We start from the raw sequence: 23,697 nt of genomic DNA on the forward strand, positions 1-23,697 counted from the left end.
GTCCTAGACTTTTTACATTTAACCAAGATTTGCGATGGTGCAGCCACTGCCACCTGCATTTTGTGGGGCGTAGCCGAATGATTTGACGTGCTTGTTGCGGCGAAGGTATTTTGTGACCCCTTCACGGATAACACCTGTTCCGATACCGTGAATGATATCAACTTGAGCCATGTTATTAAGCAAGGCTTGGTCGATAAATTCATCCAATTCTTGCATGGCTTCTTCGTAACGTTTACCACGAAGGTCAAGTCGGGCACGTGGTCCAGCAGATTTCTTGCTTTTCTTAACCACATGGACTTGTTTTTTCTTAGGTTTTTGCGCTTCTTCTGGAACTTTGACAAGGCTAAATTCGTCTTCTTTAAGCGTCATCTTAATGAGACCAACTTGCGCTTCCCATTTACCGTTTTTCGTTTGGTTAATCAAGGTTCCGCGTTGACCATAAGCTGTGACGATAATATCATCACCCACGCGCGGTGCGCGCAATTTCTTAGCTTTCTTAAGAACTTTATTTTTCGACAAATCAACTTCAGGTGCCAATTTTTTCAACTGACTTTTAGCTTCAATGACTTCGTGTGGTTTAAGGCTTGCTTTGTGGTGGAGATTTTTAAGGATTTCTTCACTTTCAGCCATAGCTTTATCCACAATTTCTTGTGCCTTAGCAGAAGCTTTTTCAAGTTCTTTATCTTTTGCATGTGAGAATTCATTGTAAAGTTTCTTGACTGCACGGTTGAATTTAAGGTTATCTTGTTCAACTTCTTTGATATGGTCAAGACGTTTACGACTTTCATGCGTTTGTTCTTCCAAACGTTCGATGATGCGGTTAACGTCCGTATCAGAATCCGTCAAACGCTCTGCTTCGTTGACAATCACTTCTGCAAGACCTAAACGACGAGCGATTTCAAAGGCATTTGAGCGTCCTGGCACACCTTGCATGAAATGATAAGTCGGACTCAAAGTCTCTGTGTCAAATTCCATGCTGGCATTTTCAACAAACTCTGTCTCGATACCGTAAGCTTTTAGCTCAGGATAGTGAGTTGTTGCCATGGTTTTCACTTGTGTCAAACGCAAATGCTCCAAGATTGAAATGGCAAGGCTAGCTCCTTCTTGCGGGTCAGTACCTGCCCCCAATTCATCCACAAGTACCAAACTATCTTTGTCAGCTGCTGCCAAGATATCCACAATATTTGTCATGTGGCTTGAGAATGTTGACAAGCTTTGCTCGATAGATTGCTCATCACCGATATCAGCGAAAATCTCATTGAAAACAGCGACTTTACTACCTTTGTCAGCTAGGATTGGAAGTCCTGATTGTGCCATAAGCTGCGCTAATCCCAAAGTTTTCAACATAACTGTCTTACCACCAGTATTTGGACCAGTGATGACAATGACAGTCAATTCATCAAGGAAATGAAGGTCATTTGCGATAGGATTTGTCAACAGCGGGTGACGAGCTTGTAAGAGCTGAACGGTCTTATCTGTGGATAATTGTGGAACGACTGCTTTGTTTTCTTGCATGAAAAGGAATTTCGCACGCACAAAATCCAAGTGTCCTAAAACCCAAGCATTGTTTCGAATAATATTAGTATGCGGGCGAAGCATATTTGACAACTCTCGCAAAATACGTGCCATTTCATGGCGTTCATCTGCGCGCAATTGTGTGATTTCTTCGTTTAATTGGACAACGGCACGTGGTTCAATATAAACAGTGCTTCCTGATGCAGAAATATCATGCACAACCCCTGAAATACGATTGCGGTAGCTATTTTTCACAGGTAAAACTGCACGACCATTACGGCTTGCAATCAAAGTCTCTGTCAAATGGTCAGCTTGCTTTTTCAAAATATCTTGCAAGACTTGACGCACACGGCTTTCATCGTGATTGATTTGACGACGAATACGGTCAAGTTCATGACTTGCAAAATTTTCAATAAAACCACCATCGTTGATGGCTTGAAGACTACCTTGCAGACTTGGTAAAAGTTCGATTTTTTCAAAAAGATTATTGAGCGCATGCAGCTCGACATTTTCTAAATCATTGTAAAAATGCTTAACTTCTGCAGAAACTTGCAAGATTTTTTTAATGTCGATAATCTCTGAAACGTTAACATCAGCATCCAATTCTAAACGACGCATACTTTCAGAAATATCACGTAAACTGCCAAGACCAAATCCATGTTGCTCGATGAAAATCTGCTCCATATCAGACATTTCATCAAATGAACGTGAGATACGATCAGGTTCAGTCATTGGAGAAAGTTTACGTAATTCCTCCTGCCCCTGCTCAGTTTGTAAATAGCCAGCAAAAAGTTGCTTAACCTTATCAAATTCTAACTGTTCTAAAATTCTGTTATTCATATCACTATTATACCAAAACTCATCTTATCAAGCGCCTTTTGACACTTGTGTTTTCCTTTAACTATAAACTGAACAAGTCTGAGATAAACTACCCCAGACTCTTTTACATTATCCTAAAATTGCTGTCACCCATAGTGACTTAATGATTCCTGCTAATGGTTGAAAATCATTAATAATCAAACGTGCCAACCAACTACTTGATAGCAAATTCTGTACCATCGGCATTGGAACCGTTGCGAGTAATGTCAACAAGAGATTACATGAAACCAGTGTTACTAAAATCGCCAAAACGCCACTGACACAATTAACCTTGACATTATCAAAATGATGAAGCGGCAATAAATGCACAACAATCCCTAATAAACGAAATAGCACATATACAACCACATAAATAGCCGTAAAAGCTACCCCTGCATAAAAAACTTTATCTAAATCAAAAATATTAACATCGGTGAAAAAATTTACCACGGCTCCTTGACTCGGATTTGAATAAGGAATCCACAGAGTCAAATTTTCCGACAACGCTTGGTAAAAACGGCTAGCTACAACTAATGACACAATGCTCGCTACAAGATAATAAGCTTGCAAAATAATGCCACGTGAATAGCCAATATAAAAATGCCAAGCCAAAATCAGCAAAATAAGAACTGATAACATATATTATTCCTCTTCAGAATCAGCCTTGCTGGCTTTCTCCTTAATATCGTCAATTGTCTCAGAACGGAGCGCCATCAATTCTTTTTCCATTTTTTCAACTTCAATCTCACGACTAAGCTGAGTAGATAGGGAATTGATAGCCATCAAAATAGCCACAGTTTCATTGTCAGCTTGTGGTAATTTTTCTTTGATTGTATTGTATTTTTCTTTGGCTACACGCTCAACTTCTTCCATAAAGAGGTTATCTTTATCTGTTGTTAATGTGAGCGACTTCTCTCCAAAGACGAATTTATAACGATTTTTACTTTCCATATAGTCACCTCTTTGACATTATACCTTAAAATGGGCATTTCGTAAAATGTAAGCGTGAAAATAGCAGTTTTCAACGGCTATTTTGCCACTTTGTCTACCTTTTTATGTTACAATTAAAGCATGAATACAATTGTTATAAAACTAGGGAAAAATGACTTGCAAAACTTAGTCAAAACACTTGCTAGTAAGCAAATCACTAACAACAACCCTTACGTCACTTTCGCCGCAAAAATCAATGGCGTCACAGTTCTTGCCTACACCTCTGGTAAAGTTGTCTTTCAAGGCAGTTCTGCTGAAAAGGTTGCTAGCCAATTTGGTTATAAAGCTTCTGAGTCATCTGAGAAAAGCAGCCAAGCTGGGCAAAACATGCCACTTATCGGTTCAGACGAAGTTGGAAACGGGTCTTATTTTGGTGGCTTAGCTGTTGTTGCTAGTTTTGTAACACCTGATGACCATGCTCTGCTTAAAAAACTCGGCGTTGATGATTCAAAAAATCTAACCGATAGCAAGATTCGACAAATTGCTCCAATCTTAGAAAAAAACATCAAGCACAAAGCTCTGCTATTGTCCCCGAAAAAGTATAATCAAGTTGTCGGGAAAGGCAAAATGCACAATGCCGTCTCAGTTAAGGTGGCTCTCCACAATCAAGCTATCTTTTTGCTTCTACAAGATGGTGTGAAACCTGAAAAAATTGTTATCGATGCTTTTACAAGCCGCCAAAATTATGAAAAATACCTCAAAAATGAAGCTAATCATTTTGACAATCCGCTAACGCTTGAAGAAAAAGCTGAAGGTAAATACCTTGCTGTCGCAGTCAGCTCAATCATCGCTCGCAATCTTTTCTTGGAAAACTTGGATAAACTCAGCCAAGAAGTCCAATATAAATTGCCGAGCGGCGCTGGTAGCCAGTCTGATAAAGTTGCTAGTCAAATCCTAGCAGCATATGGCATGCCTGGTTTAGAGCACACCGCGAAACTTCACTTTGCAAACACTCAAAAAGCACAAAAATTATTAAAATAAAGTTGAGGAAGATTTATGAAACATTTTATTAAAGAATGGGGGCCCTTCATCCTCTTTATCCTACTACTTGCTGTCCTTCGTATTTTTATCATTGAACCTGTCAGAGTCGATGGACATTCTATGGATCCGACACTTGCTGACGGCGAACGCTTAATCGTTTTAAAAACGGCATCGATTGATCGATTTGACATTGTAGTCGCAAAAGAAAAAGAAGGCAAGAAGACAAAAGAAATCGTAAAACGTGTTATCGGACTTCCAGGTGATACTATTACCTACAAAGACGATGTTCTTTATGTCAATGGCAAGAAAACAAGTGAACCTTACTTAGTCAAATACAAAAAAGCTTTTGACAATGGTGACTTGGAAGATATTTACTCTTACAACACTTTATTCCAACAGTTAGCTGATAATTCAGATGCCTTTACAACTGATAGAGACGGTAACACTGAATTTACAGTCAAAGTTCCAAAAGGTCGCTATTTATTGCTAGGTGATGACCGTATCGTCTCAAAAGATAGCCGCGAAGTTGGTACCTTTAAAAAATCAGCTCTCGTTGGTGAAGTCAAATTCCGCTTCTGGCCACTTTCAAAAATTGGAGGCGTCAACTAAAAATTAATGGAGGCTTAGCTCACTTGAGTTAAGTCCTTTTTATGCGGTGTTTGTCTATCAGATTTTCGAATGTTATAATAAAGCCACTATAGTAATCAAGTAAGGACAAGTTATGGAATACTTCTTTTCTGGCATTGTTGAGCGCATTATTTTTGAAAATGCCAGTAACTTTTTTAAAATCGTACTACTCGAAATCGAAGATACTGATTCTGATTTTGATGATTTTGAAATCATTGTCACAGGGACAATGGCTGAAATCATTGAAGGAGAAAATTATACTTTCTGTGGTGAATTGACCCAACATCCAAAATACGGTGAGCAGCTTAAACTCACGCGCTATGAGCGTTCAAAACCAAGCTCATCTGGATTAATTAAATATTTTTCAAGCGAGCACTTTAAAGGTATTGGTAAAAAAACTGCTGAAAAAATCGTGCAGCTCTACGGCGAAGACACCATCGATAAAATCCTAGAAGACCCAAGCAAACTCGAAAGTATTTCAGGACTTTCTAAGGAAAACCGTGATAATTTCGTTACTAAATTAAAACTCAATTATGGTACCGAACAAATTCTCGCCAAACTTGCTGAGTATGGATTAACTAACCGCGTAGCCTTTGAGATTTTTAACCAGTACAAGGAAGAAAGTCTTGATATTATCCAAGAAAATCCTTACCAACTCGTTGAAGACATCCAAGGGATTGGTTTTAAAATCGCTGACCAACTGGCTGAGCAATTGGGCATCGAAGCAGATTCTCCACAGCGTTTTCGTGCAGCAATTGTCCACACATTATTCGAACTTTCTGTGGAAAACGGCGATACTTATGTCGAGGCGCGTGATTTACTAGAAAATGCCATCACTATTCTTGAAGAAGCCCGTCAAATCGAACTTGACCCCGCAGCTGTTGCTAAAGAATTATCCACACTTATTGCTGAAGACAAGGTGCAGAATATCGGTACTAAGATTTTTGACAATACACTCTTTTATGCTGAATCAGGTATTAAAAAACATTTGACACGCATCCTTGATACGCCACTTTCTAAACAATTTTCAGACGACGAGCTCGAAGAAGAAATCGCTGAAGTCGAAGAAAATTTTGGAATTTCTTATGACCAAGTGCAAAAAGATGCCATCAAAAATGCCCTGCAAAGCAAAGTCTTTATTCTAACTGGTGGACCGGGAACAGGAAAAACGACCGTTATCAACGGTTTAATCGAGACCTATGCTGCTCTTCACCGCATTGACCTTGAGAAAAAAGATATCCCAATCATTCTAGCAGCACCGACTGGTCGTGCAGCCCGTCGTATGAACGAATTGACTGGCTTACCAAGTGCCACGATTCACCGCCATCTTGGTTTAAATGGCGATAATGACTACCAAGCTATGGATGATTATCTTGATTGTGACTTGATTATCATCGATGAGTTTTCAATGGTCGATACATGGCTTGCTAACCAACTGTTTAGCTCTATTTCATCAAATACTCAAGTTATCATCGTCGGAGATAGCGACCAATTGCCTTCGGTAGGACCTGGACAAGTTTTGGCAGATTTATTGAAAATCAAAGAATTACCGCAGTTAGCACTGACAAAAATCTTTAGACAGTCCGAAGATTCAACCATCGTTACTTTAGCCAATCAAATGAGACAAGGCATCTTGCCAGCTGATTTCACACAGAAAAAAGCTGACCGCTCTTATTTTGAAGCTAGCGCCCAATACATTCCTGAAATGATTCCCAAAATTGTCAGCGCAGCTATTAAAAGTGGTATCAGCCCACAAGAAATCCAAATTCTTGCCCCAATGTACCGCGGAGCAGCTGGGATTAATCGACTTAATACGATTATCCAAGATTTGTTAAATCCACTTGGCGACCAATTATCATTTGCCTTTGGTGAGATGAATTTCCGTAAAGGAGACAAGGTTCTCCACCTCATCAACGACGCCGAACTCAATGTCTTTAACGGTGATATTGGCTATATTACTGACCTTATTCCTGCCAAATACACAGAATCTAAACAAGACGAACTGTTTATGTCTTTTGATGGTACTGAAGTGAGCTATCCTCGTAACGAATGGCATAAAATCACACTGGCTTACGCCATGTCTATCCACAAATCTCAAGGTAGCGAATTTCAGGTTGTCATCCTGCCAATCACACGTCAGAGTCATCGTCTCTTGCAGCGTAACCTTATCTATACTGCTATTACACGTTCAAAAAGTAAGCTAGTCATGCTAGGAGAAATTGCTGCCTTTGACTACGCGATTAAAAACGAAGGTGCTAAACGCAATACTTACCTCGTCGAGCGTTTCACAGGAGACGAAGAACTCCCTGAAACAAACTCAACTGAGAGTCTCACAGACACTGAAATTCAAGAAGAAGCAACAGCAGAAAACACTTCTTCAAACTCCGAAGAAAAAAATTCGTCTAAAAAAGCTGAACAACTCAGCTTGGATATCGAGGAAGAACTTGAAACTGAAGAGCCAAAAATTTATCGCCTAACAGAAGAAAATATGGCATTTATCGATCCAATGATTGGTATTACCCAAGAAGATATCGAACAATTTTTTAAACGTTCATAACTCAAAATAGGATTTCAAACCACTGAAATCCTATTTTTTTATCACTTAAAAAGTAAAATGAAACCCTGAAAGTTTTGCTTTCATAACTAAAATATTTAGAAGTATAAAACGATTTAATCCTTGAAACTAAAGGTTTTCATAAGCTTACATCTTTTGATATAAAAGTGTTTACATAAAAAAATATTATGATATAATAGCCGTACTATCATATTAGTTAACCATTATTTTAGGAGGTTTAAAATGGTTTCATATGAAAAAATTCGTCAATCTTTGCGTTCTTGGACGCTTTTCATCGCTTGGGTAAATGTTCTCGGCGCCGTTGCTAAAGTAGTTTCTATTATTAGTCACTTTATTTTAGTCAACAACCTTGATCAATTAAAAGCACAATTAGATGCTGAAAGCTATCAAGCCATCGAAATCTCAGCTCATTTTGGAAATGTTATTCTTTATGTTGCTGCGCTTATCGTAAATGTTCTTGTAGCTGTTTTAGCATTTAAAAACTTATCAAAAATCAAAGACGATGCACCAAGTTTATCACCTTACCGCATTGCCTTGATTTATACTGTTGTTTACAACCTTGTATCTTTTGCTTTTGCAATTTACCTTGGTGCGACACTTTCACCATTTAGTATTGTTCTCCCACTTGTCTTCTTAGCACTTTATGGCTATGTATACAATAAGGCTGCACAACTTTTAGACAAAGACGATGCTGATGATTCTGAAAGTGATAAATAACTAGGTCTTTTAGAAACAATACCGTCTCAGCGCTTACTAAGACGGTATTTTAATTTTTGAAAAGATTTAAAGGACGAATATTATCTTCTAATCCCGTGATAGTAACCCCCAGAAGACGCACACCAACTTTTGGTTCTTCTAAGCTGTCAAAAATCTCATAAGCAGCTTGTTCAATGATATCAAAATCATTAGTGGCATCATCTAACGTTTTACGTTTGGTCAATGTTGAAAAGTCAGCATAACGAACTTTCAAAACAACTATTCGACCAATTTTGTTATTGCGTGCCAAGCTATCAACAACACGACGTGTATTTTTAGAAATCTCTGATTTAATATCCGCGTCATCATATAATAGCTTGCCATACGTCCGCTCACTCCCAATTGATTTTCGAATACGATTGGGTTTGACAGGAGAATTAGAAATACCACGCGCTTTGCGATACAAATCATAGCCAAAACGCCCAAAATGATCAATCAAAGTCATCTCAGGAATTTCTAATAAATCTGCTCCTGTATAAACACCAAGTTGGTGTAATTTTTCAACAGATTTCTTACCCACCCCATGAAATTTTTCAATGGGCAATTCTTTCAAGAAATCCTCAGCATCTTCTGGCATTACCAATGTCAAACCTTTTGGTTTATCAAAATCTGAAGCTAATTTTGCTAAGAATTTGTTATAAGAGACACCTGCCGAACAAGTCAGGTGAACTTCTTGCCAAATATCATATTGAATCATTTTAGCGATTTTAATAGCAGATTTAATGCCTAATTTATTCTCAGTGACATCCAAGTAAGCTTCATCAATGGACATGGGTTCAACCAAGTCTGTGTAACGTTTGAAAATTTCACGAATTTGCATTCCAATCTCTCGGTATTTTTGGTAGTTACCAGAAATGAAAATAGCTTGTGGGCATCGCTCATAAGCTTCCATCGATGACATAGCAGAATGCACACCAAATTTTCTTGCTTCATAGTTACAAGTCGATACGACACCGCGTCCACCAGTCTTACGTGGGTCAGAGCCAATAATAACTGGCTTTCCTTTGAGTTCTGGATTATCCCTTTCTTCCACTGACGCAAAAAAGGCATCCATATCAATGTGAATAATTTTTCGAGAAGTATCATTAATTAATGGAAAAATAAGCATCATCCAGTCCTTTCTGATTCTATTATAACAATTTTCATTACTTTCAAGCAAAATTTACAAATTTCTAGTACAGTTGACCAGCTTTCTGAAACTGTTCTAGAAAAGATTCTAGTTTTTTCCAATTTTTTTGCTTGGGAAAACGCTTCCTTTGTGATAGACTTATAATTGTAAATGTAACAGATGACTTGTTACAGCTACTAGAATTTAAGGAGAAATCTCATTATGGCGACTGTTAAAACAAATGCAGATGTTTTTGAAAAAGCCTGGGAAGGCTTTAAAGGTACTGACTGGAAAGAAAAAGCCAGCGTTTCTCGTTTCGTACAAGCTAACTACACACCTTATGATGGTGATGAAAGCTTCTTAGCTCCAGCTACTGAACGCTCTCTTAAAATCAAAAAAATCATTGAAGATACAAAAGCTAAATACGAAGCTACTCGTTTCCCAATGGACACTCGTCCAACATCAATCGCAGATATTCCTGCCGGCTACATTTCAAAAGACGATGAATTAATCTACGGTATTCAAAATGATGAGTTGTTCAAATTGAATTTCATGCCAAAAGGTGGTATCCGTATGGCAGAAACAGCACTTAAAGAACATGGTTATGAACCAGACCCTGCTGTTCATGAAATTTTCACAAAATACACTACTACAGTAAATGACGGAATTTTCCGCGCTTATACATCTAATATCCGCCGTGCACGTCACGCACACACTGTAACTGGTCTTCCAGATGCTTACTCTCGTGGACGTATCATCGGTGTTTACGCACGTCTAGCTCTTTATGGTGCTGACTACTTGATGCAAGAAAAAGTTAACGACTGGAACGCTATCACTGAAATCGACGAAGAATCTATCCGTCTTCGTGAAGAAGTAAACATGCAATACCAAGCTCTTGGTGAAGTTGTTAAACTTGGTGACCTTTATGGACTCGATGTTCGTAAACCAGCCATGAACGTTAAAGAAGCTATCCAATGGGTAAACATTGCTTTCATGGCAGTTTGTCGTGTTGTCAATGGTGCTGCTACTTCTCTTGGACGTGTCCCAATCGTTCTTGATATCTTTGCAGAACGTGACCTTGCTCGTGGTACATTTACAGAATCAGAAATTCAAGAATTCGTTGATGACTTTGTCTTGAAACTTCGTACTGTTAAATTCGCACGTACAAAAGCTTACGATGAACTTTACTCAGGTGACCCAACATTCATCACAACTTCTATGGCTGGTATGGGTGCTGACGGACGTCACCGTGTAACTAAAATGGACTACCGTTTCTTGCACACACTTGATAACATCGGTAACGCTCCAGAACCAAACTTGACAGTTCTTTGGACTGATAAATTGCCATACTCATTCCGTCGTTATTGCATGAAGATGTCACACAAACACTCTTCAATCCAATACGAAGGTGTGACAACAATGGCTAAAGATGGCTACGGTGAAATGTCATGTATCTCATGCTGTGTATCACCACTTGACCCAGAAAACGAAGAACAACGTCACAACATCCAATACTTCGGTGCTCGTGTAAACGTCCTTAAAGCTCTTCTTACTGGTTTGAACGGTGGTTACGATGATGTCCACAAAGACTACAAAGTATTTGATATTGAACCAGTTCGTGACGAAGTCCTTGATTTCGAAACAGTTAAAGCTAACTTCGAAAAATCACTTGACTGGTTGACTTCAACTTACGTAGATGCACTTAACATCATCCACTACATGACTGATAAATACAACTACGAAGCTGTTCAAATGGCATTCTTGCCAACTAAACAACGTGCTAACATGGGATTCGGTATCTGTGGATTCGCAAACACTGTTGATACATTGTCAGCAATCAAATACGCTACTGTAAAACCAATCCGTGACGAAGATGGTTACATCTACGATTACGAAACAACTGGTGACTTCCCTCGTTGGGGTGAAGATGACCCACGTTCTAACGAACTTGCTGAATGGTTGATTGAAGCATACACTACTCGTCTTCGTAGCCACAAACTTTACAAGAACGCTGAAGCTACTGTATCACTTCTTACAATCACTTCAAACGTTGCTTACTCTAAACAAACTGGTAACTCTCCAGTTCACAAAGGGGTTTACCTCAACGAAGATGGTACTGTAAACCTTTCTAAACTTGAATTCTTCTCACCAGGTGCTAACCCATCTAACAAAGCTCGTGGTGGTTGGTTGCAAAACTTGAACTCTCTTGCTAGCCTTGACTTCTCATATGCTGCAGATGGTATCTCACTTACAACTCAAGTTTCTCCACGTGCTCTTGGTAAGACATTCGATGAACAAGTTGATAACTTGGTAACTATCCTTGATGGTTACTTCGAAAACGGTGGACAACACGTTAACTTGAACGTCATGGACCTTAAAGATGTCTATGATAAGATTATGAATGGTGAAGATGTTATCGTTCGTATCTCAGGTTACTGTGTAAATACTAAATACCTTACAAAAGAACAAAAGACAGAATTGACTCAACGTGTCTTCCACGAAGTTCTTTCAATGGATGACGCTGCTGAAACCGTTGCTGCCAAATAATAAATATCAAAAAAGGCTTTGTCAGTTGACAGAGTCTTTTTTTGTCCTTAAAATAGAGCTATGAAAATTAAACAAACACGAAATACACTCTCAGATACATACCTTGATGCCATGAAAATTCGTCAAGAAGTTTTTGTTAAAGGACAAGGTGTCCCATTATCGCTTGAAATCGACGAAAACGAAGCCCACTGTCTTCATTTTGTCCTTTATCATAATAATGAACAAGCTGTCGCAACTTGCCGTATTTTACCTAACCATGACCTTAGCCAAGTAACTTTGCAACGCATGGCTGTTCTTAAAGAATACCAAGGTCAACACTTAGGACAATACTTGCTAGAAGATGTCATTAACTTTTGTAAAGCTCAAGAGTTTAAATGTATCATCCTTCACGCACAGCTATCTGCCAAAGGTTTTTACGATAAACTTGGTTTTACATGTTTTGGTGATGAATTTGAAGAAGCTGGCATTCAGCATATCAGCATGGAAAAAATTCTCTAAAATTTTAGATATTAAAAGCTCTCTTATACAAGAGAGCTTCTTTTTATAACACTGTGGAGAGTTTAAATAGTTTGACTGCTTTTTCTACTTACTCTTTTTCTTTTAAGTGATGGAATTTTTCTTTGATTGCTTCTGCAATATCACTTCCTTGCTCTTTAAGATGATTGATGCGACGTTCGTTCATATCTTCTTGGAACTTATCGAACAATTCATCTTGAACCTGACCTGCAAGTTCAACTTCACGAGCAAGTGCTACGGCATCCCATCGCATAATTTTAGTCTTATAAGGAGCAAAGACATGGTTTAGTACACTTTCATCTTCTTCGTGAACCAAAGCAACCACTGCAACATCACCGTCAAGTAATTTCGTTGTCACTTCTTCAATCAAGCTATCATCACTAGCATCGTTCATGCTACCGCTCGCAGCACCAGCAAGACTTCCGATACCATATCCAATAATAACTCCAATTGGTCCGCTCAAGATACCAATCAAACCACCGACGATACCACCAATTGTGGCATATTCATGACTAGAATCATCAAAATCAATGGAATCTTTGATAGTGATTTTACCATTTTCATTTTTTACCAAAGCAATCTGAGCAATCTGTGTTTTTTGATCTTGCTTAAAAGCTTTTAATTCTGAAAATGCTTGATACGCTTCACTTTCAACATTGAAAACAACAGTAAGTACATCTGCCATAACTTATCCTCCTTTTCTCTGACTAACTTCATTATAGCACTTTCATGCAAAAAAAGCCGAGAAAAAGTTAAGCGTTTTCATATTTTTATTAATCTTACAAATTTTCCTGAATCCAATCAGAAATTTTCTTTCGCTCCTTAATCCAAAGAGGACGATCATCATAAGCATAGGTGCGATTCGTCAAGAAAATGGCTGCCTTTTGTTCTTTGCGGTTTATCGCAACATAAGTCCCAGTGTAGCCAGTATGGTCAAGCCAATCGCCTTCTTTATTCCAAGCAAGTGAACGCTCTTTATTAGCACGGCTATAATTTTGCCAAATATCACGCGCAAAATCATCAGTCAGATAATGCTGACACATTTTTTCCAAATCACTCACTGTTGAAAACAAGCCTGCTGAGCCAGAATGGCAACCAAGAACTTTCGCCTTTGGATCATGGACAACACCATCTGAAATTCCTGCAACGGTCGGGACAGCATTTTTTACAGGTCCAAAACTGGTGTCTGACATAGCAAAAGGATTAAAGACCTCTTCTTGAAAAATAGCTTGTAAAGATTTATCGAAGATTTTTTCCAGCATAAAGCCTAGCAGCAAAAAATTGATGTCAGTATAAAGGAAATCTTTTTTGTCTTCTACCGTGATATGATTGATTGCTTCTTTTAGCTGCTCAGCATTAAGAGAATCACGATTTGGAATAAAAGGATTAATACCACTGCTATGCGTTAAGAGCTGACGAAGCGTAAGCTTATTCTCATGAAACTCAGGATAGTAGTGCTTCAAAGGCATATCAATATCCAACTTACCCTCACGAACAAGCGAGATGACTACAGTGCCCACTCCAACAACCTTAGATACCGACGCCAAATCATAAATCATCCCAGGCTGGACAGGATTGTCACCATCAATTGTTCCAACATAGGATTCTGACCATTTACCGTCTTTAAAAAGAGCTATAGAAGCTCCGTGATAAATATTACGATCAATCTGATCATTCACAACATCAAGTAAATCGATCATTTGATGAACCAAATTTCAACTTGACTAGGATCTGAAAGAACAAGAACACTTTCTTTTTTATCCAAATAAATGGATTGTTTTTTTGATTCCAAATAATCTGCTAAAGCTCTCAAATCATAATCTTTAGGAACTTTGAATTCAAGGATTTCCAAATCCCAAGTTTTAAGTGGATCAATCGTCAAATCTGAACCATTACCTTCTTTGAACTGAAGATTTAATGGCAAGTTCGCACCAAAGATGTCTTTATAAAAAGCTTGTGAGCTTGCTTTATCAGCAACATTTAATGTCAATCCTTCAAAATGGAAAGCTGAAACTTCTTCTAATTTATCATTTTCAGGGAAAGGTCGGTTGTCAATTTCTTCAAGGGTTTGAATGTCATCTTCTGAGTGCAAAAGGAAAAGGTCACCTTCTGGAGAAACTGTCTCAAAAGCATAACCTCGGTCACCTTTAAAGAGACGTTCTACGTCAACACCATTACCTAAAATTGCTTCGATTTCGTCAGCTTTAGGAATTTTAACAACGATTTTATTAATTTTTTTATCGCCTTTAACGGCTCGAGTCCATGGTGCCGGTGATTCTTCAATAACAAAACGTGCGTTTCGTTGTTTTGTTGAAAAAACGGCGATTGCATTTTCTTCGTGAACTAATTTAAAGCCTAATCGTTGATAAAAATCAACGTTTTGATCTCGGTTATTGATTCGTAAAACAGGGTGCCTAAACGTGACTCCGTTAAATAAAGTCATAAAAATCTCCTCACAGTGTTATGTATTATTAGATTATATTATGCAAGTTCTTATAAAAATAAGGACCGGGTCTTTTCTATTTTAGAAAAAATTAGTCAGTTTGACAAGAAATTATGCTTTCTCAACAAAACAAAAAAGAACCCGAAGGTTCTTTTTTCTGTTTTATTATCTTATAGATACAATAGTTTGAACAAGGCAATTGCAGCAATACCAGCAAGGATTGGAGCTACAACTGGTACCCATGAATACCACCATTTAGAATCGCCTTTGTGTTCACCAAGAACTGATTTTGGAAGCAATGCATGGACGATACGTGGACCAAGGTCACGTGCAGGGTTAAGTGCTGGACCTGTAGGACCACCAAGTGATGCAACAAGTGTCATAACTAGGAATCCTAAACCAAGGTGAGCTACTTCAAGTGAACCAGTTGTGTAAGGTGCAACTGTAGTTGCTGCTGTGTTAGCATCGTAACCTGCAGCTGTCAATTGTGATACCAATTGTGCACCGAAGTAGTTTTTAGTAAGAGCCATAGCACCCAAGAAAAGAACAAATGATCCAAGGAATTCGTTCAAGAAACCGTTAATCATTGATACTTTGTGGCTAGCTTTAGTTCCATCATCAGCAGCTGAAATTGTTGAGAATGAACCAAGGATAGCATTTGGGTTTTCAGTTTTAAGGTAGTAAGGTTGGTGAACCAAAACTACAAGCAATTGACCTGCCATAGCACCCAAGAATTGAGCGATAAGGTATTGTGGAACGTGTGCCCATGGGAAAAGTCCTGATACAGCAAGACCAAGTGTAAATGCTGGGTTGATGTGGTTACCAGAAACGTTACCAAACATAAGAGCTGGCATCATAACGGCGCAACCATAACCGATAGCGATGATAACCCAACCAGAGTTGTGTCCTTTTGTACCTTTAAGATCGACGTTGGCAACAGCACCATTCCCAAGAATGAGCATCATAGCTGTCCCAATAAATTCTGTGATATATTTCACAGTCCATGTAACATCCATGTTTTTTTATTTCCTCCAAAAAAATATAGTTTAGACAACTAACATTTTATCAAGTATAATAGACAATGTAAAGGTTATCTGTAAAATTAAAACGTTTACTTTTAGAAGGAGAAATTTTCATGAAATATAATCAATTCTCTTACATACCAAGGCCTGCAGAGGTTTGCGAACAAGAATTGCAAGCTCTTGGATTTGATATTAGCAAACAAGCTTCTGAGAAATTATTACTAGAGCGCTTCTGCCGTAAGATTTTCTTTAATTATAAAGATACGGACTATCCGCTTAGCAATCTTATTGCTGATTTTGAAACTGATTTACTAACATTTTTCCAATCCGATTGTTCTTTAACGGCAGATATTTTTTATACTGTTGCTCTTCAATTGCTTGGATTTACACCTCATGTTGATTTTACAGATACAGCCGACTTTTTAGAAAAAATTGCATTTCCAATCAATTACCAAAAAGGTCACATCATCGAGGCACTTTATCAGCTTCTTCTTAGTCGTCAAAAAAATGGGATGACTTTACTTGATGACTTGATTAGTAAAGGACTTATCCCAGTTGATAATGATTATCATTTTTTCAATGGTAAATCTTTAGCAACCTTTGATACAAACAATTTAATTCGTGAAGTTGTTTACGTGCAGTCACCTCTTGATACTGACCAAGATGGTCAGCTAGATTTGATTAAGGTAAATATCATCCGACCAAATACCAAACATCAAATTCCAACTATGATGACTGCCAGCCCTTATCACGAAGGGACAAATATCGTTGCTAACGATAAAAAACTTTACAAAATGAAAGGCGATTTAGCCATCAAACCAGCCGGAAAAATCGATGTTACAACACGTCAATTTGAACCACTAGAAACAGCTGATATCGACGTGCCTGTTGGAGAAAGTGAAGAAACCTTCAGTTTTATTGATCCGTACACACTAAACGACTACTTCCTAGCTCGTGGATTTGCAAATATTTATGTTTCTGGAGTAGGAACTGCTGGTTCAAATGGCTTTATGACAAGCGGGGACTACGCTCAAGTTGAAAGTTTTAAAGCTGTTATTGACTGGTTAAATGGTAGAACTATTGCCTTTTCTAGTCATCGTCGTGACCAAAAAGTTCTTGCTGATTGGGCAAGTGGTCTCGTCTGCACAACTGGTAAATCTTATCTCGGTACTATGTCGACAGCCCTTGCTACAACAGGTGTCGAAGGACTCAAAGTTATCATCGCTGAATCAGCTATTTCATCTTGGTACGACTATTACCGCGAAAACGGTCTGGTCTGCAGCCCTGGCGGCTATCCTGGTGAAGACCTTGATGTTCTTACCGAATTGACTTACTCACGAAACTTACTAGCTGGCGATTATCTCCACAATAATGACCATTACCAAAAATTACTCGATGAACAATCAGCTAACTTAGACCGAGAAACTGGCGATTATAACCAATTTTGGCATGACCGCAATTACCTTCCTCATGCTGATAAGGTAACAGCGACATGCGTTTACACACACGGTCTTCAAGATTGGAATGTTAAACCTCGCCACGTCTTCAATATTTTCAATGCTCTGCCTAAAAATGTTGAAAAACATGCTTTCCTTCACAACGGTGAACATGTCTACATGCATAACTGGCAATCAATCGATTTCCGCGAAAGTATGAATACACTGCTTTCTGAAAAAATGCTCGGACAAGATAGCCACTATGATTTACCAACACTTATTTGGCAAGATAACAGTCAAGAGCAAACTTGGTCAAGTCAATTAACAAAATTCGGTAGCAATGATAACGAAACATTCTCTCTTGGCTCTAATCGCCGAATTATTGACAACCACTACGGTAAAGATGACTTTGAACGTTACAGCAAAAATTTCCGCACTTTCAAGAGTGATTTATTTGCCGGAAAAGCAAACAGCATCTGCATTGATATTCCAATCAATAAAGACTATCACATCAACGGACAAATCACTTTACATTTAACACTTAAATCAAGTGAAAATAAAGGACTCTTATCTGCCCAAGTGCTCGATTACGGTCAGAAAAAACGTTTCAAAGATGTTCCTACTAATCGTGCCTTACATGCTATCGACAACGGGCGCAATTTCTCACGCGAAGCACTTAAAGAATTACCTTTTGTTAATACGCAAGAACGTGTCATCACAAAAGGTGTGCTTAACCTTCAAAACCGTAACGATTTGCTGACTGTTGAAGATATCAAACCAAACGATTGGATGACTATTGACTTTACACTTCAACCAAGCATCTACAAACTTGAAAAAGACGACACTCTTCGAGTTCTACTTTACACAACCGACTTCGAACACACCATCCGAGATAATGGAAATTATGTTTTGACAGTTGATTTAGAAAAATCTACCCTTGAAATGCCAGTAGACAAATAAATCAAGAGCCTTACTCAAACAAAGTTTCTGATAGCTAAAAGCGATTTATTCATGATATAATAAAAAATGAAAAACTAAGGTAAGCACCTTGTTACGAAAGGAATCTTAAAAATATTATGATGAACATGCAAAATATGATGCGTCAAGCTCAAAAACTTCAAAAACAAATGGAGAAAAAACAAGCTGAGCTTGCTAGCACAACTTTCACTGGAAAATCAGCTCAAGAACTTGTCGTTGCTGAATTCACAGGTGACAAAAAATTGGTAAACATCTCATTCAAAGACGCTATCGTTGACCCAGATGATATCGAAACACTTCAAGATATGACAACTCAAGCTATCAACGATGCTCTTGCTCAAGTTGATGCTGCCACACAAAAAACTCTTGGCGCATTTGCAGGAAAATTGCCATTCTAATTTTAAAACAAGAAGCTCGAACCAATTGGTTCGAGCTTCTTTACACTTCTTTTGCTGTTTCAATACAATATGATTTTTCATGACAATGTGGACAAGTTAATTTTCGTGTTTTTGGCGTATGAGGCGCAAAGAAAAACGTTTTAAAATTTGGTTGAAACACATGATGGCAGTTTGGACAAATATAAACAACTTTGCGTGAAAAATGATAAGACAGCGTCAATAATGTGAAAATATATATCAAACAAATGCCAAAACCAATACCTTGCAAAAGAACAGATTGTGGTCGACTTACAAGCCAAGCAATACAAAGAAGAAAAATAAGAATTGTTGCTAGGTTGCTAATCCACATCCGTTTTTGCAAACGACGCCAAGTTAATTGATTTTTCATGGTAAGAGAAATGTCTGATAAAAATTCTAGTGACTGACTTGACTCAGTTTTAACTCTGTCAAGAAGATTTACAGCTGTGTCAAGTTTAGCTTTTTTCTCTGCGAGCTGTTGCTTAGTAGCTTTGATATGCTCAACTAAGAGCAATTCTAAAACCTGCTTTGCATTTTCTTCAGCATACAAGCGTTTAATCTGCTCTATTGAAAAGTCAAGATCACGCAAAAAACAAATCAAGCGCAACTTCTCCAAATCAGATTCGCTATAAATACGACGACCACCTTCAGATAACTGAGATGGCACTAAAATGCCTCGTTTATCATAGTACTGAACCGTGCGAACAGAAACACCTGCTAGCTTAGCCAAATCACCAGTTGTATAAGTCTGAGACATTTCCTTCACCTCCTTTCTGCCCTCAATTATAGGACATGACCTAAGGTCATAAGCAAGAGGTTACCTTAGATGATTTTTTTCTTTTTTAAAAAATTGCAGGCCTTAGCCGAAAAAGCCACCCAAAGCAGCAAATGGATTATCACCATGCTCTTCTTCTTGCTGATTTAAATATGATTTATTTTCATCAAATTCCATGAATTTTTCATAAACAAGAGCTGTCATACGAGCATCTTCTAGTGAATTATGACCGTGACCAGAAATACCCAAAAAATCAGCTACGCTTGTTAACTTAAGATTAGCAATACCATTTAAATCTGAACTACGACGTTCATAAGCTTCATCATAAAGATCAACCTTGTAAAGCTCTGTCAAGTCCAGATTATTTTCAGCTAGTAAAGGTAAATCTGATTTCAAAGCATTGTATCCAACCAAAGCAGTCTCGCCAACAAAAGCTTTAAAATCTGCTAACACCTTGTCAAGCTTTGGAGCAGTTGCTATTTTTTCTGATGTAATACCTGTTAGACCATTAATAAAAGATTGCAAAGGCACATCTGTGTAAACATAGGTGTCAAAGCTGTCAACCTCTTCACCATCTTTAAATTTTACTGCTGAAACTTGGATAATATGACTAACTTCAGCAACTGTGTTGAATTCCAAGTCAAAAGCAATGTACTCAGATAGCTTTTCCATAATTCCTCCTTAATCACATAACTAGTTTGCTTTTACAAAATAAGCTGGAACTTTCGTCCCAGCCACCGACTTCCTTATTTTTTACCAAAAAGGCGTGAGAACAAACCTTTTTTCTTAGTTTCTTCTACTTCTTCTTGTTCTTGAGTTTCTTCTTCAGTTTTTGTTTGAATTTCTTCAAATTCAGCTTTAGCTTCGTTTAGTTCAAGTTGAAGACGTTTGCTATCTTCCATTGCAGCAAGTGTCAACTGTTGTTGTTGATCCAACTGTTTATCTTTCTCACCGATTTGAACATCTTTAACACGAAGTTGTTCATCTTTTGAAGCCAATTGTTTATCTTTAGCTTTTAGTTGTTCATACAAACGAGTAATTTCTGTATTTTTCTCGTCAACTAGAATCTCTAAAAGCTCACGTTGTTTTGTTTCTTCATCAATTGGTTCATCTTCAAAGATTGTTTTTTTGTAGATTTCTTCTAGCTTGATAAGTCCGCTACGATTAACAACCGTAACACCTTTTTCATTTTTATCAACATCTTCTTCTGGGAGATTCTTAACACGATTATTAACCGCTTGACGGCTAACTCCTAGAATCTCAGCAATTTCACTAACTGTTTTCTCGATTGCCATAATATCCTCTTTACATTGAAATACTTATGACAAGAATAACACATGAACCCTTGATTGTCAATTTAAAGTCGGTTCCTTGACTGCTTCAAGCCTGAATTGATGGGCTTTTTTTAAAATCGTGTCAACTTTCTGTCATTTTTTGTAAACTTGGTCATTTCACTACGGGACTGAGATATTTTATGCTACAATGTTTAGTATGAAACAATACGATACTATTATCATCGGCGGTGGTCCTGCCGGAATGATGGCTGCAATATCAAGTAGCTTTTATGGCAATAAAACTCTACTCATCGAGAAAAATAAGAGACTCGGAAAAAAACTAGCAGGTACCGGAGGCGGACGTTGCAACGTCACAAATAACGGTACCATTGATGACCTCATGGAAGGTATTCCTGGAAATGGTCGCTTTTTATACAGTGTCTTCTCTCAATTTGACAATCATGACATCATTAATTTCTTTGAAGAAAATGGCGTTGCTCTAAAAGTTGAAGACCATGGTCGTGTCTTTCCAAAAACTGACAAATCAAGAACAATCATCGATGCCCTTGCTCACAAAATCCAAGAACTTGGTGGCACTGTTCTGACAAATACTGAAGTTGTTTCTGTGAAAAAAATCGACAATCTTTTCCACATCAAATCAGCCACAGAGGAATTTACCTCTGAAAAACTCATTGTGACAACGGGTGGTAAAGCCTATCCTTCCACAGGTTCAACAGGTTTTGGGTATGAAATTGCTCGCCACTTCAAATTAAAACTGACTGAGCTTGAGGCTGCAGAAAGTCCGTTATTAACAGATTTTCCACACAAGGAACTTCAGGGAATTTCGCTCGACGATGTGAGCCTATCTTATGGAAAACACCACATCACACACGATTTGCTCTTTACCCATTTTGGTTTGTCTGGGCCTGCTGCCCTTCGTATGTCTAGTTTTATCAAAGGTGGTGAAACTATCACACTTGATTTTATCCCCAAAATATCCACAGATGATGTGACTATTTTCTTAAAAGAGCACCGTGAAAAATCACTCAAAAATGCTCTCAAGGGACTTGTCCCAGAACGACTAGCTAGCTTTTTAGCTCAGCCATTTCCCGAAAAAGTCAAACAGCTGACTCCACAAGAAGAAAAAGGGCTTGTGGATAACCTCAAAGCAATGCCAATTAAAGTCACTGGCAAAATGTCACTAGCAAAATCTTTTGTCACAAAAGGTGGCGTTGACTTAAAAGAAATCAACCCTAAAACCCTTGAAAGTAAGCAAGTTCCTGGGCTCCACTTTGCTGGTGAAGTGCTGGATATTAACGCCCACACAGGTGGCTTCAACATCACTGTAGCACTCTGCACAGGCTGGGTTGCTGGAAGTTTACATTATTAGTTCACAAAAGAAATCCAAAAATGGGTTTCTTTTTTCAAAAAATATTTAACTAGTTAAGCTTTTTACTTGATAATATCTATCAAAATGATATGATAAACATTGTTAACCAGTTAACTAAAAAGGAGGTTGTCATGGCAAAAAAATCTAAAATCGCTAGATACAACAAACAATTAAAACTCATCGAACAATACGCTGACTTGCGTCATGAATTAAAAGCTAAAGGTGACTATGAAGCCCTTCGAAAACTACCACGCGATTCAAATCCAAATCGTCTGAAAAATCGTGACCGCATTGATGGACGCCCACATGCTTATATGCGAAAATTTGGTATGAGCCGAATCAATTTCCGCAATCTTGCACACGAAGGAAAAATCCCAGGCATCACAAAAGCCAGCTGGTAATCAAATTTAGAAAGAAAAAAGTTTTAATCAAAATAAAAAACTCCTGACATCACTGTTCAGGAGTTTTCTTATGTATTTTAATCCAAAGTATCAAAAGCCAAGCTTGGTTTTGCATTCAAATCAAGCCCTGCAAAGTGACCTTTATCGTATTCGATGGCTGCGGCAAGTGAAACCATTCCAGCATTGTCACCACATAGACGAAGTGGTGGAATAACGACCTCTGCTTCTGTGATTTCATCAGCTAAGCGTTCACGCAAGCCTTGGTTTGCAGCAACACCACCAGCAACAACTAATGTTTTTACTGGAAATTTTTCCAAAGCTTTTTTAGTTTTAGCCATCAAAACATCCAAAACAGCTGCTTGGAATGAAGCTGACAAGTCTTCGTTTGACAATGTTTCACCTTTTTGAGTGGCATTGTGATGCAAATTGATAAAGGCAGATTTCAAACCTGAGAATGAAAATTCTAGATTATCTTCTTTAATCATAGCACGTGGAAAATCGTAAATATCTTTTCCTTTGTGGGCTAACTGGTCAATTTCACGTCCTGCAGGATATGTAAGTCCCATAACACGACCAACTTTATCATAAGCTTCACCAACGGCATCGTCACGTGTTTCACCGACAATTTTATAGTTACCAGGTTCAGACACATAAACAAGTTCTGTGTGACCGCCAGAAACTAGAAGCGCCATCAATGGGTATTGAAGTTCTTGCACCTCACGCGCAGCCATCAAATGCCCTGACATGTGGTTAACTGGAATAAGTGGCAAATTATTAGCCCAAGCAAATGCTTTCGCAGCAGCCATTCCAACCAAAATTGCACCAACCAAACCAGGCCCGTAAGTTACAGCAACAGCATCAAGGTCACTGACCTCAATCTCTGCGGCAGCTAAGGCATCCTTAAAACAAGTTGTAATAACTTCCACATGGTGACGACTCGCAACTTCTGGTACTACACCACCAAAACGTTTATGACTTTCGATTTGGCTTGCGATAACGTTACTTAAAATCTCACTTTCATTTTTTAAAACCGCGATACTTGTCTCATCACAAGAACTCTCCACGGCCAAAATATATCTATCTTTCATC

22 protein-coding genes are annotated in these 23,697 nt (G+C 38.2%); 10 read left to right on the forward strand and 12 right to left on the reverse strand.

Annotated features, from left to right (window positions below):
* Positions 1-18: 18 nt before the first annotated feature.
* From ACNTMY_RS08270 to ACNTMY_RS08280, 3 genes are all read right to left on the reverse strand, one after another.
* A complete protein-coding gene (locus ACNTMY_RS08270) occupies positions 19-2,355 on the reverse strand; it encodes an endonuclease MutS2 (RefSeq protein WP_423216100.1) in 2,337 nt (778 codons plus the stop codon).
* 108 nt (positions 2,356-2,463) lie between these two features.
* Positions 2,464-3,012 carry a CvpA family protein gene (locus ACNTMY_RS08275; protein ID WP_423216101.1) on the reverse strand — a complete coding sequence of 183 codons (549 nt, stop codon included), beginning with the start codon at positions 3,010-3,012 and terminating at the stop codon, positions 2,464-2,466.
* A gap of 3 nt (positions 3,013-3,015) precedes the next feature.
* Positions 3,016-3,324 (reverse strand): hypothetical protein, encoded by a 309-nt coding sequence (locus ACNTMY_RS08280; RefSeq protein ID WP_004233227.1) that lies wholly within the window; start codon positions 3,322-3,324, stop codon positions 3,016-3,018.
* A 120-nt stretch (positions 3,325-3,444) separates the two neighbouring features.
* Here ACNTMY_RS08280 and rnhC point away from each other — a divergent pair, with 120 nt between their 5' ends.
* The 4 genes from rnhC (at position 3,445) to ACNTMY_RS08300 (ending at position 8,263) form a co-directional block, all read left to right on the forward strand.
* Positions 3,445-4,344 (forward strand): ribonuclease HIII, encoded by a 900-nt coding sequence (gene rnhC / locus ACNTMY_RS08285; RefSeq protein ID WP_074483811.1) that lies wholly within the window; start codon positions 3,445-3,447, stop codon positions 4,342-4,344.
* 15 nt (positions 4,345-4,359) lie between these two features.
* A complete protein-coding gene (gene lepB, locus ACNTMY_RS08290) occupies positions 4,360-4,953 on the forward strand; it encodes a signal peptidase I (RefSeq protein ID WP_423216102.1) in 594 nt (197 codons plus the stop codon).
* 112 nt (positions 4,954-5,065) lie between these two features.
* Positions 5,066-7,528: an ATP-dependent RecD-like DNA helicase gene (locus ACNTMY_RS08295; RefSeq protein WP_423216103.1), complete on the forward strand. Its 2,463-nt coding sequence runs from the start codon at positions 5,066-5,068 to the stop codon at positions 7,526-7,528.
* Between the two features lie 240 nt (positions 7,529-7,768).
* Positions 7,769-8,263 (forward strand): hypothetical protein, encoded by a 495-nt coding sequence (locus tag ACNTMY_RS08300; protein ID WP_423216104.1) that lies wholly within the window; start codon positions 7,769-7,771, stop codon positions 8,261-8,263.
* Positions 8,264-8,312: 49 nt separating this feature from the next.
* Here ACNTMY_RS08300 and dinB read toward each other — a convergent pair whose 3' ends face one another.
* Positions 8,313-9,410: a DNA polymerase IV gene (gene dinB, locus ACNTMY_RS08305; RefSeq protein WP_423216879.1), complete on the reverse strand. Its 1,098-nt coding sequence runs from the start codon at positions 9,408-9,410 to the stop codon at positions 8,313-8,315.
* 222 nt (positions 9,411-9,632) lie between these two features.
* On the opposite strand from dinB, the gene pflB reads away from it, so the two are divergent.
* The gene (pflB, locus tag ACNTMY_RS08310) at positions 9,633-11,957 is read left to right on the forward strand and encodes a formate C-acetyltransferase (RefSeq protein ID WP_423216105.1); all 2,325 of its coding nucleotides are present in this window, start codon (positions 9,633-9,635) and stop codon (positions 11,955-11,957) included.
* 60 nt (positions 11,958-12,017) lie between these two features.
* The gene (locus ACNTMY_RS08315) at positions 12,018-12,455 is read left to right on the forward strand and encodes a GNAT family N-acetyltransferase (RefSeq protein ID WP_423216106.1); all 438 of its coding nucleotides are present in this window, start codon (positions 12,018-12,020) and stop codon (positions 12,453-12,455) included.
* A gap of 88 nt (positions 12,456-12,543) precedes the next feature.
* On the opposite strand, the gene ACNTMY_RS08320 is transcribed toward ACNTMY_RS08315, so the two are convergent.
* From ACNTMY_RS08320 to gla, 4 genes are all read right to left on the reverse strand, one after another.
* Entirely contained in the window at positions 12,544-13,158 is a 615-nt protein-coding gene (locus ACNTMY_RS08320; protein ID WP_423216107.1) for a DUF1269 domain-containing protein, read from the reverse strand.
* A 94-nt stretch (positions 13,159-13,252) separates the two neighbouring features.
* A complete protein-coding gene (locus ACNTMY_RS08325; RefSeq protein WP_423216108.1) occupies positions 13,253-14,173 on the reverse strand; it encodes a serine hydrolase domain-containing protein in 921 nt (306 codons plus the stop codon).
* Positions 14,170-14,916 (reverse strand): CppA N-terminal domain-containing protein, encoded by a 747-nt coding sequence (locus tag ACNTMY_RS08330; protein ID WP_423216109.1) that lies wholly within the window; start codon positions 14,914-14,916, stop codon positions 14,170-14,172. The genes ACNTMY_RS08325 and ACNTMY_RS08330 overlap by 4 nt, the downstream gene beginning before the upstream one ends.
* 170 nt (positions 14,917-15,086) lie before the next feature.
* Positions 15,087-15,932, reverse strand: coding sequence for an aquaglyceroporin Gla (gla, locus tag ACNTMY_RS08335; protein WP_074480667.1), 846 nt, complete (start codon positions 15,930-15,932; stop codon positions 15,087-15,089).
* A gap of 119 nt (positions 15,933-16,051) precedes the next feature.
* On the opposite strand from gla, the gene ACNTMY_RS08340 reads away from it, so the two are divergent.
* Positions 16,052-18,334, forward strand: coding sequence for a Xaa-Pro dipeptidyl-peptidase (locus tag ACNTMY_RS08340; protein WP_423216110.1), 2,283 nt, complete (start codon positions 16,052-16,054; stop codon positions 18,332-18,334).
* 116 nt (positions 18,335-18,450) lie between these two features.
* Positions 18,451-18,750, forward strand: a complete 300-nt coding sequence (locus ACNTMY_RS08345) for a YbaB/EbfC family nucleoid-associated protein (protein ID WP_024343543.1) — start codon at positions 18,451-18,453, stop codon at positions 18,748-18,750.
* A gap of 40 nt (positions 18,751-18,790) precedes the next feature.
* Here ACNTMY_RS08345 and ACNTMY_RS08350 read toward each other — a convergent pair whose 3' ends face one another.
* The 3 genes from ACNTMY_RS08350 to ACNTMY_RS08360 form a co-directional block, all read right to left on the reverse strand.
* Complete coding sequence (locus ACNTMY_RS08350) at positions 18,791-19,525, reverse strand: MerR family transcriptional regulator (protein ID WP_423216111.1); 735 nt, start codon at positions 19,523-19,525, stop codon at positions 18,791-18,793.
* A 102-nt stretch (positions 19,526-19,627) separates the two neighbouring features.
* Positions 19,628-20,215, reverse strand: a complete 588-nt coding sequence (locus ACNTMY_RS08355; protein ID WP_423216112.1) for a 3'-5' exonuclease — start codon at positions 20,213-20,215, stop codon at positions 19,628-19,630.
* 74 nt (positions 20,216-20,289) lie between these two features.
* Positions 20,290-20,838 (reverse strand): DUF536 domain-containing protein, encoded by a 549-nt coding sequence (locus tag ACNTMY_RS08360; RefSeq protein WP_004233265.1) that lies wholly within the window; start codon positions 20,836-20,838, stop codon positions 20,290-20,292.
* A gap of 196 nt (positions 20,839-21,034) precedes the next feature.
* Here ACNTMY_RS08360 and ACNTMY_RS08365 point away from each other — a divergent pair, with 196 nt between their 5' ends.
* Both ACNTMY_RS08365 and rpsN read left to right on the forward strand, forming a co-directional pair.
* Positions 21,035-22,207 carry an NAD(P)/FAD-dependent oxidoreductase gene (locus tag ACNTMY_RS08365; protein WP_423216113.1) on the forward strand — a complete coding sequence of 391 codons (1,173 nt, stop codon included), beginning with the start codon at positions 21,035-21,037 and terminating at the stop codon, positions 22,205-22,207.
* Positions 22,208-22,338: 131 nt separating this feature from the next.
* Positions 22,339-22,608 (forward strand): 30S ribosomal protein S14, encoded by a 270-nt coding sequence (gene rpsN / locus ACNTMY_RS08370; RefSeq protein ID WP_423216114.1) that lies wholly within the window; start codon positions 22,339-22,341, stop codon positions 22,606-22,608.
* A gap of 77 nt (positions 22,609-22,685) precedes the next feature.
* Here rpsN and tsaD read toward each other — a convergent pair whose 3' ends face one another.
* Positions 22,686-23,696 carry a tRNA (adenosine(37)-N6)-threonylcarbamoyltransferase complex transferase subunit TsaD gene (tsaD, locus tag ACNTMY_RS08375; RefSeq protein WP_420543549.1) on the reverse strand — a complete coding sequence of 337 codons (1,011 nt, stop codon included), beginning with the start codon at positions 23,694-23,696 and terminating at the stop codon, positions 22,686-22,688.
* Between the last annotated feature and the right edge of the window lies 1 nt (position 23,697).

Origin of the sequence: Streptococcus equinus (assembly GCF_049393735.1) — a bacterium.
Lineage (GTDB): Bacteria > Bacillota > Bacilli > Lactobacillales > Streptococcaceae > Streptococcus > Streptococcus equinus_G.

Excerpts from the sequence above, each read along its gene's own strand:
- rpsN (WP_423216114.1), top strand. The coding sequence starts at position 22,339 with ATGGCAAAAAAATCTAAAATCGCTAGATACAACAAACAATTAAAACTC.
- ACNTMY_RS08350 (WP_423216111.1), bottom strand. The coding sequence starts at position 19,525 with ATGTCTCAGACTTATACAACTGGTGATTTGGCTAAGCTAGCAGGTGTT.
- ACNTMY_RS08355 (WP_423216112.1), bottom strand. The coding sequence starts at position 20,215 with ATGGAAAAGCTATCTGAGTACATTGCTTTTGACTTGGAATTCAACACA.
- ACNTMY_RS08330 (WP_423216109.1), bottom strand. The coding sequence starts at position 14,916 with ATGACTTTATTTAACGGAGTCACGTTTAGGCACCCTGTTTTACGAATC.
- ACNTMY_RS08340 (WP_423216110.1), top strand. The coding sequence starts at position 16,052 with ATGAAATATAATCAATTCTCTTACATACCAAGGCCTGCAGAGGTTTGC.
- rnhC (WP_074483811.1), top strand. The coding sequence starts at position 3,445 with ATGAATACAATTGTTATAAAACTAGGGAAAAATGACTTGCAAAACTTA.
- ACNTMY_RS08315 (WP_423216106.1), top strand. The coding sequence starts at position 12,018 with ATGAAAATTAAACAAACACGAAATACACTCTCAGATACATACCTTGAT.
- ACNTMY_RS08345 (WP_024343543.1), top strand. The coding sequence starts at position 18,451 with ATGATGAACATGCAAAATATGATGCGTCAAGCTCAAAAACTTCAAAAA.
- ACNTMY_RS08300 (WP_423216104.1), top strand. The coding sequence starts at position 7,769 with ATGGTTTCATATGAAAAAATTCGTCAATCTTTGCGTTCTTGGACGCTT.
- ACNTMY_RS08320 (WP_423216107.1), bottom strand. The coding sequence starts at position 13,158 with ATGGCAGATGTACTTACTGTTGTTTTCAATGTTGAAAGTGAAGCGTAT.
- ACNTMY_RS08365 (WP_423216113.1), top strand. The coding sequence starts at position 21,035 with ATGAAACAATACGATACTATTATCATCGGCGGTGGTCCTGCCGGAATG.
- dinB (WP_423216879.1), bottom strand. The coding sequence starts at position 9,410 with ATGCTTATTTTTCCATTAATTAATGATACTTCTCGAAAAATTATTCAC.
- gla (WP_074480667.1), bottom strand. The coding sequence starts at position 15,932 with ATGGATGTTACATGGACTGTGAAATATATCACAGAATTTATTGGGACA.
- ACNTMY_RS08325 (WP_423216108.1), bottom strand. The coding sequence starts at position 14,173 with ATGATCGATTTACTTGATGTTGTGAATGATCAGATTGATCGTAATATT.
- ACNTMY_RS08275 (WP_423216101.1), bottom strand. The coding sequence starts at position 3,012 with ATGTTATCAGTTCTTATTTTGCTGATTTTGGCTTGGCATTTTTATATT.
- ACNTMY_RS08280 (WP_004233227.1), bottom strand. The coding sequence starts at position 3,324 with ATGGAAAGTAAAAATCGTTATAAATTCGTCTTTGGAGAGAAGTCGCTC.
- lepB (WP_423216102.1), top strand. The coding sequence starts at position 4,360 with ATGAAACATTTTATTAAAGAATGGGGGCCCTTCATCCTCTTTATCCTA.
- ACNTMY_RS08295 (WP_423216103.1), top strand. The coding sequence starts at position 5,066 with ATGGAATACTTCTTTTCTGGCATTGTTGAGCGCATTATTTTTGAAAAT.
- ACNTMY_RS08270 (WP_423216100.1), bottom strand. The coding sequence starts at position 2,355 with ATGAATAACAGAATTTTAGAACAGTTAGAATTTGATAAGGTTAAGCAA.
- tsaD (WP_420543549.1), bottom strand. The coding sequence starts at position 23,696 with ATGAAAGATAGATATATTTTGGCCGTGGAGAGTTCTTGTGATGAGACA.
- pflB (WP_423216105.1), top strand. The coding sequence starts at position 9,633 with ATGGCGACTGTTAAAACAAATGCAGATGTTTTTGAAAAAGCCTGGGAA.
- ACNTMY_RS08360 (WP_004233265.1), bottom strand. The coding sequence starts at position 20,838 with ATGGCAATCGAGAAAACAGTTAGTGAAATTGCTGAGATTCTAGGAGTT.